Annotated in this window: 13 protein-coding genes; 6 read left to right on the top strand and 7 right to left on the bottom strand. The window is 57.2% G+C overall.

What is annotated here, in order from left to right:
- Nucleotides 1-2: 2 nt before the first annotated feature.
- Nucleotides 3-1,706: an efflux RND transporter periplasmic adaptor subunit gene (locus I2C21_RS09120; protein WP_186962988.1), complete on the bottom strand. Its 1,704-nt coding sequence runs from the start codon at nucleotides 1,704-1,706 to the stop codon at nucleotides 3-5.
- 237 nt (nucleotides 1,707-1,943) lie between these two features.
- Between I2C21_RS09120 and I2C21_RS09115 the strand changes: the two genes are divergently transcribed.
- The 6 genes from I2C21_RS09115 (at nucleotide 1,944) to I2C21_RS09090 (ending at nucleotide 7,456) form a co-directional block, all read left to right on the top strand.
- Nucleotides 1,944-2,156, top strand: coding sequence for a hypothetical protein (locus tag I2C21_RS09115; protein ID WP_195279081.1), 213 nt, complete (start codon nucleotides 1,944-1,946; stop codon nucleotides 2,154-2,156).
- Nucleotides 2,157-2,758: 602 nt separating this feature from the next.
- The gene (locus tag I2C21_RS09110; RefSeq protein ID WP_286167244.1) at nucleotides 2,759-3,427 is read left to right on the top strand and encodes a YczE/YyaS/YitT family protein; all 669 of its coding nucleotides are present in this window, start codon (nucleotides 2,759-2,761) and stop codon (nucleotides 3,425-3,427) included.
- A gap of 34 nt (nucleotides 3,428-3,461) precedes the next feature.
- Complete coding sequence (locus I2C21_RS09105; protein WP_195279080.1) at nucleotides 3,462-4,091, top strand: flavodoxin family protein; 630 nt, start codon at nucleotides 3,462-3,464, stop codon at nucleotides 4,089-4,091.
- 25 nt (nucleotides 4,092-4,116) lie between these two features.
- On the top strand, nucleotides 4,117-5,445 hold the full coding sequence (locus tag I2C21_RS09100) for a UbiD family decarboxylase (protein ID WP_186962985.1): 1,329 nt from the start codon (nucleotides 4,117-4,119) through the stop codon (nucleotides 5,443-5,445).
- 43 nt (nucleotides 5,446-5,488) lie between these two features.
- A complete protein-coding gene (locus I2C21_RS09095; protein WP_186962984.1) occupies nucleotides 5,489-6,100 on the top strand; it encodes a UbiX family flavin prenyltransferase in 612 nt (203 codons plus the stop codon).
- Between the two features lie 18 nt (nucleotides 6,101-6,118).
- Nucleotides 6,119-7,456 (top strand): winged helix-turn-helix transcriptional regulator, encoded by a 1,338-nt coding sequence (locus tag I2C21_RS09090; protein ID WP_195279079.1) that lies wholly within the window; start codon nucleotides 6,119-6,121, stop codon nucleotides 7,454-7,456.
- Between the two features lie 63 nt (nucleotides 7,457-7,519).
- On the opposite strand, the gene I2C21_RS09085 is transcribed toward I2C21_RS09090, so the two are convergent.
- The 6 genes from I2C21_RS09085 to I2C21_RS09060 form a co-directional block, all read right to left on the bottom strand.
- Nucleotides 7,520-8,560, bottom strand: a complete 1,041-nt coding sequence (locus I2C21_RS09085) for a M42 family metallopeptidase (protein ID WP_101692212.1) — start codon at nucleotides 8,558-8,560, stop codon at nucleotides 7,520-7,522.
- A gap of 25 nt (nucleotides 8,561-8,585) precedes the next feature.
- The gene (locus I2C21_RS09080; RefSeq protein ID WP_195279078.1) at nucleotides 8,586-9,575 is read right to left on the bottom strand and encodes an ABC transporter ATP-binding protein; all 990 of its coding nucleotides are present in this window, start codon (nucleotides 9,573-9,575) and stop codon (nucleotides 8,586-8,588) included.
- Nucleotides 9,568-10,575 (bottom strand): ABC transporter ATP-binding protein, encoded by a 1,008-nt coding sequence (locus tag I2C21_RS09075; RefSeq protein ID WP_195279077.1) that lies wholly within the window; start codon nucleotides 10,573-10,575, stop codon nucleotides 9,568-9,570. Before I2C21_RS09075 ends, I2C21_RS09080 begins: the two co-directional genes overlap by 8 nt.
- 16 nt (nucleotides 10,576-10,591) lie before the next feature.
- A complete protein-coding gene (locus I2C21_RS09070; protein WP_193539115.1) occupies nucleotides 10,592-11,497 on the bottom strand; it encodes an ABC transporter permease subunit in 906 nt (301 codons plus the stop codon).
- A 14-nt stretch (nucleotides 11,498-11,511) separates the two neighbouring features.
- Nucleotides 11,512-12,438, bottom strand: a complete 927-nt coding sequence (gene nikB, locus I2C21_RS09065) for a nickel ABC transporter permease (protein ID WP_186962981.1) — start codon at nucleotides 12,436-12,438, stop codon at nucleotides 11,512-11,514.
- Between the two features lie 72 nt (nucleotides 12,439-12,510).
- On the bottom strand, nucleotides 12,511-14,055 hold the full coding sequence (locus tag I2C21_RS09060) for an ABC transporter substrate-binding protein (RefSeq protein ID WP_195279076.1): 1,545 nt from the start codon (nucleotides 14,053-14,055) through the stop codon (nucleotides 12,511-12,513).
- Nucleotides 14,056-14,195: the final 140 nt, after the last annotated feature.

Genomic DNA, 14,195 nt, shown 5'->3' with positions numbered 1-14,195 from the left:
ATTTACCAGCTGGAGCTGGATTCGGTCACGGTATAGTTGACAAAGACCTCCATGCCTTCCTCCACGCCCGATTTGATCTCTACGTTCTGTGTATCCGAGATACCGGTCTCCACCGCGACGGGATAGTAGCCGTCCTCCTCGGTGGGAAGGGTGCGTTTCTGGCCAGGCTCCACCTCGGGCAGATCCAGTTCCAGGGTGTTTTCCGGCTTGCTGTCGGCCTTGATGAACACGACGGTCTGCGGGTTGCCGTCCTTGTCCAGCACGCTCTTGACGGCGCTGCCGGGGATCAGCACACAGTCGTCGGACTGGCTGGTCACGAAGGAGTAGTTGACCCAGGCGCCATCCACCAGGCTGCCGTCCATATTGTCCACCGTGAGGGTCACGGGGTAGTTGGTCATGCCGTTGCTGCTCTCCGCCTTGCTCATATCAATAGAGGTGACGGTACCGATGTAAGTAGAGCCGTTCCAGTCCAGATCCACGGTGTTGCCCGGCTTGATAAAGGAGATGTTCCGGTCGTCCACAGTGATGGTGACCAGCATCGTGGTGGAGTTGGAGATGATGATGACGGTATCGCCGCTCTTGACCTCAGAGCCGACGGTCAGGGTACAGGCGGTCACGGTGCCGTCGATGGGGGCCACGGCGTTGAAGTTGGCAAGAGCCTTCTGGGCGTCCTCCAATGCCTTCTGTGCGGTGGCGATCTCATCCTGCTTGGCGGTGATCTGGTCGTTCAGGGTGTCGGAGCCCAGGGTGAGCAGTGTCTGTCCGGCCGTCACATTGGCGTAGTTGAGGAGGTTGGAAGAGACCACGGGGCCGCTGGCCTTGGTGGTGATAGTACGGGTCTCATAGTACTCGGTCTTACCGGAGGCGTAGGGGTAGGCGGAAGTGCCGTCGGCCAGGGCGATGGCCACCGAGGCATCCATTCCGGCGGTCAGGGTGCCGGGGTTATCGAAGACCACGACCACTTCAAAGTGGACGGCGCCCTCGGGGGAGATGTAGCTGACCTTGTTGATCTTTTCCACTTTACCGGAAAAGTCCTTCATGACAGCGGGGATATTGACCGACACGCTCTGCCCCACCGCGATGCTGTTTTCATAGGCATAGCTGAAATAGAGGGAGAGCTTGAGCTTCTTATCGTTGACCAGTGTGGTGACCTCTGCTCCGCTGGAGACATCCTGATCCGGGGTAAAGGTCTGCACATTCATCAGTTTTCCGGCGAAGGGAGCCTTGACCACCAGATCGGAGACCTGCTCCTGCAATTTGGAGAGCTCCCGGTTCAGGTTAGACACCTTTTCCTGGGCGTCCGAGACGGCCTTCTCGGCGGCTTCACTGTAAATGGTGTACAGCGGCTGTCCAGCTGTGACGACATCGCCGGGATTGACGAAAACCTCCCGTACGGTACCGCCCTCGGTCAGTGTGATGGCGGCCGATTCCTTGGCTTTGGCATTGCCGCTGCCCTGTACCACACTCTGGATGGTACCGATGGAGGCGGGGACCGCATAGATCTCGCCCTGCTCCACTGGAGGGGGCTGAAGGACAAAGCGCCAGAGCAGATAACCTCCGCCGGCCAGAATGGCCAGCAGAATAACAAGGGTAATGATTCCCTTAAGGTGTTTCTTTTTCCGTTTTTTCTTGGGCGGGGCAGTGGGAGACGGGGCGGATGTAGGGGACGTCTCAGGTGTGAGAACGGGGGTCTGTTGTTCCGTCATATTCATTTCCTCCTATGCCTGGATAATAGTTCACCCTATTGTATCACACCATTTATAAAAAGGTATTTTCAAAAGGATGACAAGTTCTTAATAAAACCTTAAAATTTCCGGCTTTCCTTTTGACGCACAGGGAAGTCAAAAAGTTCCTGAGGAGGGGGACAAAAGAAGGCGAGCACATGGGAGCGTGTTTTACTGCATATGGATAGGACGACAATGGTTATGAGGGAGGGTTTTATCATGAAATGTATTATTTTAAAGCGAAAGATCCTGGCGGCAGCAGGTTGTTTGGCGGTGGCGGCGGCCATGTTCGTAACGGTCAACCATCCGGCGGTCGTAGGCGTGGCGGCCTCAGAGCGGGAGCTGCCCATTTACTGTGTGGAGCGGGACCAGAAGATGCTCTCCATTTCCTTTGACGCAGCCTGGGGTGATGGAAGAGAGCGGCGCCTGTAAGGCAGGGATCTTAATGGTCAGAGCAATAGTCCATAGAAGGAGCTTCCTCTATGCGCAGAATAGATCTGACATGAGGAAAGAAAATGTAAATTATTGGGATAAGATTGGAGGATAGCTCCTTTGTCCGAGCATAGTTTTACAAATAAGAGAACTGGAAAAAGCATACAAAGATACTTCTTTAAATGTTCCTTAAATACGTGCAGGGAAGGGGAAAGGAACTTTTTAACCCGACTAAATTGTATGCTTATACAAAGATAAAGCAATTATAAAAGGCAATATTGACTTAATGAATATAGAAGCCATATACTTGCATCAGCCTCGAGGATTTCATACCAGCTATAGAATAAGGAGGAATAACGCCGTATTCTTTGAAACGGTTTAAAGACATTATTCAGAATGATTTTGCCATGATGCTTTAAAAAGGGACATCACAAAACCGTTGCTTGGCACGGGGGTGTGTACGCAAAGTTTTAGGACCGCATTCTATGGTTCTAGAGCAAAAAAGCACCATCTGCAAAAGAATTGGGTATGTGGTTTCATCTGTGTAATATGTTCGCTCCAGATAAAATGTGAATCAAATGAGTAAAAAAGAGGGCTGTAAAATGAACAAAAAAAAGCACCCGTTACACTTTCTCATGTTGGCTGCCGGAATTTTTCTTATGGGGACTGGCATTGCCATCATTATCAAATCTCAAACAGGCACGTCTCCCATGAGCAGTCTGACCAATGTCATGACCTATGTATACGCTCCTATTTCACTGGGAACATATACATTCTTCCTTAATTTCGCCTTTTTTGTCGGTGAATTTGTGTTAGAGCCCAAGTCGTTTCATCCGGTAAAGCTGATACAGCTGATTCCGACCTTCTTCCTCAGCGTGGCAGTGGATCTCAATATGATGCTGGTGGCAAACCTGGTCCCAAGCAGTTACCCCATGCAGCTGCTTATTTTGGCGATTGGATGCATTGTATTTGCGTTGAGTATTTCTCTTATGGTATCCGCAAATGTCCTGCTGATGCCGGGAGATGCGTTTATTGGCATTTTGGCAAATCGGACGGGATTGAAGTGGGGAAATGCCAAGTCTGCCGTGGATGTGAGCTTGGTTATCCTGGCGGTTCTTGTTTCCCTTTTGTTTTTGCATAAAGTGGTAGGCGTGCGGGAGGGCACGGTCATTGCGGCAATTTGCATTGGCCAAATTTCGAAACTGGTCCGGCCTCTTACCAATGCGCTTGCAGCTCTGCCTGAGAAAAAGCAGATGTCCACTGCAGCATGATTTGTGATACAATACAGAAAGGAAATTTTTTATCATGGCTAAGATTTTGGCAGTCTGCGGAAGTCCGCGTAATCAAGCCACAGAATATGTCCTGAAAAAGGCGCTGGAGCATCTGGAGGGACGAGAGGGCATAGAAACAGAATTCATTACCGTGCGCGGGAAAAAAATTGCGCCCTGTAACGGATGCGGATACTGTAAGAAAAATAAAACTTGGTGCTGTATTCAGGATGATTGCCAGGAGCTGCTCGAAAAGTTTATGGCAGCAGACGCCTATTTGATTGGTTCTCCCGTATATTGTTACAGCTCCACCCCCCAGATTGCAGCATTCTTCAGCCGCATGCGGCCCCTGTTCCACGTGTATCCGGAGCTGATGCGGGATAAGCTCGGCTCGGCCCTGGCGGTAGGCGGAACACGCAATGGCGGCGAGGAGATGGCGGTAAATAATCTGCTTGCCATGATGATGGCCCGCGGGATCAATATTGTGTGCAATGAGGTTTATGGATACGCGGGCGGATTTGTCTGGTCCCAGGACAAAGGTCCTGACGGCGTGGAAATGGACCAGACCGGTATGAACGGTGTTTTGAAATTGGCCGATAAGCTGGCGGATATGGCTCTGATTCGAGAATACGGAAAGAAAGCCTTGGCTTGTGCGGCCGACCAATAATAAAAAGAACAGGAGTGACGAGACTGTGGAAGTGCATGATCTCAAAACATTTCTCCAGGCCCTGAAGGAGCGGGACCTGCTCTTTACCACCGAGAAGGAAGTGGACTGGAACCACGAGATCGGTTCCCTCATCGCCACGCTGGAACCCAGCGGACGGGCGGGCTATTTTCCCCATGTGAAGGACAAGCAATTCGGTGTGTGCGGCAACCTCCTGGGGTCCATGGACAGCATCGCGGTGGCCCTGGGCTGTGAAAAAGAGGAGATCACGGATTTCCTGGCCAAATGCCTGGACCGTCCCATCAAGCCTCAGATCGTGGAGAGTGCGCCCTGCCAGGCCTACATCCAGACGGGGGACCAGGTGGACGTCACCAAGCTGCCGGTTCCGGTCCATGCACCCAAGGATGGCGGCCCCATCATCACCGGCGGCGTCATCGTATCCAAGGAGCTCCACGGGACCCGTCAGAACCTCTCCTTCCAGCGGATGCATGTGAAGGGCAAGGATAAGATCAGCATCATGATCAACGAGTGGCGGCATCTCAAGGAGTTCTACAATGAGGCTGAGGCGGAGGGCAAGCCCCTTCCCATCGCCATCTCCATCGGCGCCGACCCAGTGGTCTATGTGGGCGCCGGACTGCGCTACGACGGGGACGAGATGGAGATCGCCGGAGCCATCCGGGGCCGGCCCATGCAGGTGGTCAAATGCATCACCAACGACATCTATGTACCCGCCGAGTCCCAGTTCGTCATCGAGGGTGAGATCCTCCCCAACACCAGAGAGCTGGAGGGCCCCCTGGGTGAGTTCACCGGACATTACAGTGCCCCCTGGAACAGCCCGGTCATCCATGTGACCGCCATCACCCACTGCGCCGATCCCATCTATCAGACCATCAACGGCGCCTCCTTTGAGCACATCAATCTGGGCAATGTGCTTCCCCGGGAGCCCCTGCTGAAGAAATTCACCAGCTATGTGAGCAGCGGCGTGCTGGATGTCCACATTCCGCCCTATGGATCTGGATTTTTGGCCCTGGTCCGCCTGCGGAAGAAGAACCCCGGCGAGCCCAAGAATGTGGCTCTGGCGGCCATGATGACCTATGTGAACATCAAAAATGTCATCGTGGTGGATGAGGATGTGGATATCTATAACCCGGCCGACGTGATGTGGGCGGTGTCCAACCGGGTGGTGCCCGAGCGGGACATCTTCTATGTGCCCAATGCCCAGGGACATGAGCTGGACCCCTGCTCCGACGAGCGGGGCGTGCAGACCAAGATGGGCATTGACGCCACGCTGAACGAGGAGAGCCGCTGCCTGGAGCGGGTGCGCTATCCCAAGGTCGATTTGAGTCAGTACGTATAAGCGGCCGCTCCGGACCGGAGCCGCGGGAGAAGGGAGAGTCCGTATGGGCGGAAGATATATCGTAGGGATCACAGGGGCCAGCGGCTCGCTCTATGCCGAGGCGGTGATCCGGCGGCTGCTGAAGGCCGGGTGTGAGGTCCATCTCTGCCTGACCCGGGCCGGACAGATCGTCGTGCGGGAGGAGCTGCCCTGGCAGTGGCCGGAGGGGGCCGCGCCCGAGGAGATCCAGGCCGCGCTGCGTAGCCGCTTCCAGTGCGGAGAGGAGCTGCGGTACTACGATATCCACGCCATCGGCGCCCGGATCGCCAGCGGCTCCTTCCGGACCGACGGAATGGTGGTGGTGCCCTGTTCCATGGGCACCCTCTCCGCCATTGCCCACGGCTCCTCCCACAATCTGCTGGAGCGGGCTGCCGACGTGGTGCTCAAGGAGCGGGGAAAGCTGGTCCTGGCGGTCCGTGAGACCCCTTTCAGCACCATCCACCTGCAAAATATGCTCACTCTCTCCCAGTGCGGCGCGGTCATCATGCCGGCCTGCCCGTCCTTCTACCATGCTCCTTCCTCCCTGGAGGAGTTGGCCGACTTCTTCGCTGGGCGGCTCCTGGACCAGCTGGGGCGGTCCGACGACAGCATCCGCCGCTGGGAGGGGATCGATTGACCGGAAGAGGGGAAGAGGATGCGCCATAAGATCGCATTTATCACCACGGAATATGTGAAGCCGCATCTGGAGCGGGTCCTGCCCCAGCTGGAGATGGACGCAACCTTCTCCATCTATGCCTACCATCCCTTTGAGGAGATCGACGGGTTTTTCCGGCAGATCCCGCGGGAAGTGGATGGCGTGATCACCAGCGGCAACCGATTCGGCAGTGCTTTCCGGCACATGTTTCCCCGGGACCGGCGGGTGGTGGTCCCCATGGGGATCAACGACGCAGAGGTCCACCGGCTCTTCTGGCGGCTCAAGCAGGAGCAGCCCGATCTGGACTTTCAGAGGATCTACGCCGATTTTCTGGATGAGCTTCACCTGAGCATTCCGAGCTTTCTCACAGAGGACCACGGAATCCCACTCTCGGTGAGCATGGATGCCGGACGGGAGCAGACCCCGGAGGAATTCCTGCGGGGGGAATACCGGCAGTTCCAAAAGCTGCTGGAGGTATGGGAGACCGGGCAGTTTGAACGGATCATCACTCGGTACAGCGGCCTGCTCCCGATGCTGCGGCAGCGGGGAGTACAGATTTTTTATCCGTTTCCCAGCATCGACAGTATCCGCTCCGCTTGCGCCCAGGCCCAGCGGGAGATCGAGATGCGCCAGCTCCAGGACTACCAGGCGGCCGAGATCCATGTGAATCTGTGGATGCCCAATCCGGCCTATACGGTGGAAAGCCTCTATGAGCAGCGGCTGCTTCAGCTCCAGCAGAGCCTGATGGACTATTTTGGAAGCAAGGCGGAGGACATGCTCTTCCGCCGCAGCCACTTTGGGGTGGATATCCTCACCGACCGAAAGACGGTGGCCCAGTGCACCCGGGAATATACTGTGTGTGAGCTCAGCGCCTTTTTGAATGCGCGGCTGGACTTCCGGATCTTTGTGGGCTATGGGATTGGGCAGGGAATCTATCAGGCCCGTCTCAATGCCATTACGGCCACCCGGGAATCCGAGGTATCGGGGGGGAGCTATCTGGTCAATGAGCAGGATGTCCTCATCGGACCTCTGGGCGGAGGGGAAGCCGCTCCGCCATCGCCGTCCGTGTTCTCTTATATGTCCAGCCACGCGGGGATATCACAGGCCACCATCAACCGGGTGCTGGAAGTGCTGGGCGCCATGCCGAACGGCCGCCTGACCTCCCAGGAGCTGGCGGAGCGGCTGGCAATCACCCGGCGCAGCGCCAACTATTTTCTCAAGGCCATGACCCAGACCGGGATTTTACAGGTGGTGGATATGCACCGGGCGGCCGGCCGTGGACGTCCGGAACAGGTCTACGGCCGCGCAGCGGCAGAGAATACAGACCGAATTCATTGAGACGAAAAAAGGGAGTGTCCCCTCCGTAGTCTACGGAGGGGACACTCCCTTTTATGATTGCTTTTACAGTCCGAGAGCATATCCCACCAGAAGCTTGGTGGTATTCTCCAGGCTCTTCACATGGGTGCGCTCCACGGCATGGCTGCAATAGACCGGCATGCCGAAAGCCGCAACCCGGACATTGTTGCCCGACTTGAGCGCAATGCTGGCGTCCGTGCCGTAGTGGTAGAAGATATCCACCGCGTAGTCACAGCCGATGCGCTCGGCGGTCTCGATGAGGCGGCTGGTCAGGTCGTAGTCATAGGGGGAGAAGGCGTCCTTGCAGCAGATGGCCACATTGAACTCATTGCCCTCATAGTCCGGACCGATCAGACCGATGTCGATGGCCACAAATTCCTCCACCTCGGGGGGAACATAGGAGCCGCCGTGGCCGATCTCCTCGTAGTGGGGGAAGGCCAGCAGGGTGCGGTACTTGGGTTTCAGATTGTGCTCGGTCAGATACTTGAGCATGGCGAAGATACAGGCTACAGCGCCCTTATCGTCGATGAAGCGGGACTTGAGGTAGCCGTTATCGGTCACCGTGCAGTGGGGCTCAAAGGAGACCATGTCGCCGTGACGGATGCCCAGATCCAGCACATCCTGGCGCGATTTGATGGGCTGATCCAGCAGGATCATCATATTCTGCTCATTGCGCTCCAGGGTACGGGCGTCGTCAAAGACGTGGACCGAGTGGGACTGACAGGTGTAGATGCCGGTATATTTGCGTCCGTCGCGGGTGTGAACGGTGACGGTCTCGCTCTCCATGCTGGTGTGGCTGACGCCGCCCAGATTGCGGATGCGGATCATACCGTCGTCATCGATCCGGCGGACAATGAAGCCCAGCGTATCCAGGTGGCCTCCGATCATAACGGTTTTGCTGTTGTCCTGGCCATCTACCGTGATGTAGACCGTATTGCGGTTGTCGTAGGTCACCTCATAGCCCAGCTCTTTGGCCATCTGGGCCACGACGGGATTGATCTCCCGGTAATAGCCCACGGGGCTGGGCGTGTTGACCAGCGTGCGGAAGGTGTCCAGAATGTATTGCGTGTCGATCTGAAGTTCCATGTTACAGTTCCTCCTGGAATTCCATTTAGTTTCCCTGAGAAGATTCCGCCAGAGGCAGCCCCTGGTCGGCGCACAGATGGCAGGCTACCTTGTGCCGGGGGCTGACCTGATAGACCTTGGGCTCTACCTCGAAGCACTCGGGACGGGCATAGGCACAGCGGGGCGCGAAGCGGCAGCCGGGCTTGGGGTCGATGGGAGAGCTGATCTCGCCCTGGAGGAGGATGCGCTCCTTCTTATGGTGGATGTCAGGCACCGGGATGGCCGAAAGCAGGGCCTTGGTGTAGGGATGGGTGGGGGCGGCAAAGAGCTCCTCACTGGGGGCGTACTCCACCATCTTGCCCAGATACATGACCATGATGTTGTCGGAGAAATAGTTGACCACCGACAGATCGTGGGTGATGAACATGTAGGTCAGTCCGCGCTCATGCTGGAGTTTTTTCAGCAGGTTCAGGATCTGAGCCTGGATGGAAACGTCCAGAGCGGATACCGGCTCATCACAGACGATGAAGGAGGGGTCCATGGCCAGGGCACGGGCAATGCCGATGCGCTGACGGCGGCCGCCGTCCAGCTCATGGGGATAGGTGTTCATCAGACGCTGGCTCAGACCCACGGTCTCCATCAGGCTGATGACCCGGCGCTCCAGCTCCTGCTTGTTTTTGCACAGCTTGTGCAGACGCAGGGGGGCGGCGATGATCTCGCTGACCGACTTGCGGGGGTTCAGAGAGGCAAAGGGGTCCTGGAAGATCATCTGCATCTCCGTGCGGAGATTACGCATCTCATGGGTGGAGAACTTGGTGATATCCTTCCCCTGGAAGAGGACCTGACCGCTGGTGGGGTCCTGCAGACGGAGGATAGCGCGCCCGGTGGTGGACTTGCCGCAGCCGGACTCACCCACGACACCCAGGGTCTTGCCTCGCTCCAGGGTGAAGGAAATGTCGTCCACCGCATGGAGCTGTCCCTTCTTGGTGGGGAAATATTTTTTGAGGTTGCGTACCTCTAAAATGACATCAGACATGGTCCGCACCTCCTAATGTGACTCCCGCATCGGGCTCATAGGCCAGACAGCGGACGGTATGGGTGTCCGAGAGCTGGGTGATCTGGGGCATACGGGTCTTGCAGATTTCCTGGCAGTGGCTGCAGCGGGGATGGAAGGGGCAGCCGCTGGGAAGATCGGTGGGATCGGGCATCAGGCCGGGAATGGGCTTGAGCTCCTCGTTGCGCCGCTTGATATTGGGCAGAGAATCGAAGAGACCCTTGGTATAGGGATGGGCCGTGTGATCGAAGATATCCTCTAGCGTGCCGTGCTCCACGATGTAGCCGGCGTACATGATGCTCACCTCGTCGCAGACCTCGGCCACAATGCCAAGGTCGTGGGTAATCATCAGCATGGAGGTGCCGTATTTCTCACGCAGCTTCTGCATCAGGTCCAGCACCTGCGCCTGGATGGTCACATCCAGAGCGGTTGTGGGCTCGTCGGCGATGAGCAGGTTGGGATTGCAGGCCAGGGCCATGGCGATGACCACACGCTGCTTCATGCCGCCGGAGAACTGGTGAGGATATTCCGAGGCGCGCTCGCCGGGGATACCGACCAGCTCCAGCATCTCCTGGGCGCGGACCATGGCTTCCTTTTTATTGACCTTCTGGTGGAGCAGGATGACCTCGGCGATCTGCTCTCCCACGGACATGACCGGGTTCAGGGAGGTCATGGGGTCCTGGAAGATCATAGACACATAGTCACCGCGGATATCCTCCATCTCCTGAAGGGAGTACTCAAAGATATTTTTTCCATCCAGAAGGATGGTGCCTCCGGTAATCTCTCCGGGGGGATCGGGAATCAGGCGGAGAATGCCCAGGGCGGTGGTGGTCTTACCGGCGCCGGTCTCGCCTACCAGGCCCAGAGTCTTGCCCTTTTCAATGTCCAGATCGATGCCGTTGATGGCGTGGACCACGCCGTCGGTGGTGGAAAACTGGACCGACAGATCCCGGATCTGGACGCTATACTCTTTTTCTTGCATGTCTCATTGTCCTCCCTTACTGCTTCAGTCTGGGATCGAGGGCATCCCGCAGACCGTCGCCCAACAAATTCAGGGCCAGGACCGTGATCACGATGGCCAGACCGGGGAACACCGTCAGATGGATGGCGTCGCGCATGAAGGTACGGCCGCCGGAGAGCATGGCGCCCCACTCGGGCACCGGCTGCTGCACGCCGAGACCGATAAAGCTCAGAGACGCCGTGGACAGGATGGCGCTGGCGACACCCAGCGTGGCCTGTACGATGATGGGAGCCAGGCAGTTGGGGATGATCTCCTGGAGAATGATGCGGAGGGTGCCGGTACCAATGGAGCGGCTGGATTCCACGAACTCCTGATCCTTGATGCTCAGCACGGCCGCGCGGACGATACGGGCATAGCCTGGCACACTGGACATACCGATGGCCACCATAACGTTAAACAGATTGGTACCAAAAGCGGCCACGATGGTGATGGACAGCAGGATGCTGGGGACAGCCAGAAGAACATCCATCACGCGCATGATGACGTTATCAATGATGCCGCCGTAGTAGCCGGCCAGTGCGCCGCACAGTCCGCCCACCACCAGGGAGATGCTCACCGAGACCAGGCCGACCACCAGAGAGATCCGGGAGCCGTGGATGAGGCGGGCCAGGATGTCGCGGCCGTACTCATCGGTGCCCAGCCAGTGCTCTGCACTGGGCCCCTGAAGGCGGATGGACATATCCTGCTTGATGACCAGGGTCTCATAATCGGCCAGCTGATTGGCAAAAATCGCACAAAAGACCAGGACCAGAAGGATGGCCAGACCGATCATGGCCATCTTGTTTCGGCACAGACGCATCCATACTTCGGCCGCCATGCTGCGCTTTTTCTTAGCGGGCTGAAGGGAGGCGGAGTCCGCCTGGCTTACATGAGTATGTTTCATTGTCTGCACCTCCCTTACTTATACTTGGACTTGATGCGGGGATCCACGAAGGCATAGAGCAGATCCACCAACAGGTTGACAATACTGAAGGCGATGGAGAACACGATCACGCAGCCCATCACCGAGGGGGTATCCTTGGCCTTGATGCTGTTGACCAGATAGGTACCCACGCCGGGCCAGGAGAAGACGGTCTCGGTCAGCACAGCGCCGCCCAGCAGGTAACCGAACTGAAGGCCGATGACCGTGATGACGGGGATCAGGGCATTGCGCAGGGCATGACGGGTAATGACCACACGCTGCTTGACGCCCTTGGCCCGGGCAGTGCGGATGTAATCCTGACGGATGACCTCCAGCATGGAGGACCGGGTGGTACGGGTAATGCTGGCCATACATCCGGTACCCAGGGTGATCACGGGCATGATATAGGTTTTCCACCCGTCCATACCACCCGATGGGAACCATTTCAAATTCAGAGAAAAGACGATGATCAGGATGAGGCCCAGCCAGAAGTTAGGTGTGGCCACACCCAGCAAGGCGCCCACCATACTCACTCCGTCTACCAACGAATATTGTTTGGTGGCGGATATGATGCCGATGGGAATGGAGAGCGCTACAGCGAAGAGCATACCCCAGAGGGAGAGCTTCAGCGTGGCGGGGAAGCGGCCCATGATCTCATCAAAGACGGGCCGGTTGGACTTGTAGGAGGTCCCCATATCTCCGTGGAGCAGTCCGCCCATATAGTCCACATAGCGCTTGAGAACGGGGTCGTTCAGGCCCAGCTCCTCCCGAAGGGCCTCCACGGCCTCAATCGGGGCTGTCTCGCCGAGGATGGTACGGGCGGGATCACCGGGAGACAGGGACATAATAAAAAATACCAGAAACGACACACCAATGATGACGGGAATCAGCATCAGCAGTCGTTTCAACACATATTTATACATAGTTGTCTGACTCCTTTAAGCATGGGCAAAGGCCGAAGCCTTTGCCCATGCAGCGTGCAGTTGGAAGAAAGATTAGTAGTGCAGGCCCTCGAAGCGCTCCATGCCGATGGCGGAGAGACCGATGCCCTGCAGGTTGGCCTGACGGGCCACCATGCCGGTCCACTCGTTGAGGGGCACCCAGATGGCGTCATTGACCAAGATCTCCAGGATCTGCTTGTGGTCGGCGCTGACCGCAGCGGGATCGGGGTTGACCGCGGCGTCATCCACCAGGGCGTCCACCTCGGGGTTGCTGTAGAAGGAGCGGTTGCCGCCGTCACCCACGCTGTAAGAGGTGAACAGAGGACGGTAGGTGTTGTCGGGCTCGGCGTTGGCAATCCAGCCGCTGATGGCAGCCTGATGCTCACCCTTGCCGGTGCGCTCATAGAAGGTGGCGGACTCCATCATCTCGATGTTCATGGTCACGCCGATCTCCTGGAGGTTGGCCTGGATGACGGTGGCGGCGCGGTTGCGGGCATCGCCGGCCAGGTAGCAGGTGAAGGTGAAGCCGTCGCCGTAGCCGGCCTCCGCCAGCAGCTCCTTGGCCTTGGCGGGATCGTAGGTGTAGATGCCGTCCACTTCCTCATAGCCGATGGCGGCAGAGTTGAAGTACTCGTTGGTGGTCTTGCCGGCGCCGTTGACCATGGCGGTGAGAACGTCGTCCTTGTTGATGGCGTAGTTCATGGCCTGACGGACCTTCACATTGTCGAAGGGAGCCTTCGTGACGTTGAAGAGCAGGAACTCGCTGCGGGTAGAACCGAACTCATCCAGAGCCAGGCTCTCGCTCTCGCGGATGCGGTCGGCGTCATTGGCGGGCACATTGAGCATCACGTCGATCTCGCCGTTCTCCAGAGCGATGGTACGGGAGGTCTCCTCGGGGATGATCTTGAAGATCAGGCCGTCGTTCTGCGCGGCACGCTCGGGATCAAAGTAGTTATCATACTTGGTCAGCTCAAAGGAGGCGCCGGGGACCCACTCCTTGAAGGTATACTGACCGGTACCCATGGGGGCGTCGGCCAGAGTCTTGCCGCTGGCCTCCAGCTCCTCGGTGTAGGTCTTGTCCAGAATGGCGGAGCCCATGTGGGCCAGGGAGGAGATCAGCGCGTTGCTGGGAGAGTTGAGGTGGATGACGAAGTTGAGATCGTCCACCACTTCCACAGACTCGATCATGGAGACCAGATGTCCAACCTTGGCGGACTCCTTCTGGCGCTCCAGAGAGAACTTGACATCCTCGGAGGTGAGGGTATCGCCGTTATGGAAGGTGACGCCCTCCTTCAGCTTGAAGTTATAGGTCACATCGTCAACGGCCTCCCAGCTCTCGGCCAGGTCGCCCACGAACTCGTTCGTGGTCTCGTCCAGCAGGACCAGGGTGCTGTAAATATGACGGGTAGCGTAGCCGGAGGAGGTATCGTTCTGCAGATGGGGGTCCAGAGAAGACAGGTCAGCGCTGATGCCGATGGTCATCACAGTCTTGTCGGAGTTGTCTCCGGAACCGGAGGAGCCGCAGCCGGCCAGCAGGGACAGGCTGAGGACGCAGGCCAATGCGAGGCTAACGGTTTTCTTCAGAGTTGGTCTTTTCATAATATCTCCCTTCTTTTCGCGACAATTTCCCTTCACAACATACCGTGAAACTCTGTGGGAGCCGGACTGCATTTTAAAACGGACAGGCCTTGCCACAGCACACACTACTGTGAAAAAGAATATGGTAAAACTAATTATAT

This window comes from Clostridium sp. J1101437_171009_A5 (assembly GCF_015547905.1).
Taxonomy (GTDB): Bacteria; Bacillota; Clostridia; order Oscillospirales; family Oscillospiraceae; genus Pseudoflavonifractor_A; species Pseudoflavonifractor_A gallinarum.
The sequence above is the reverse complement of the archived record's forward strand: the minus strand, read 5'-3'. Positions and strand labels throughout refer to the sequence as shown.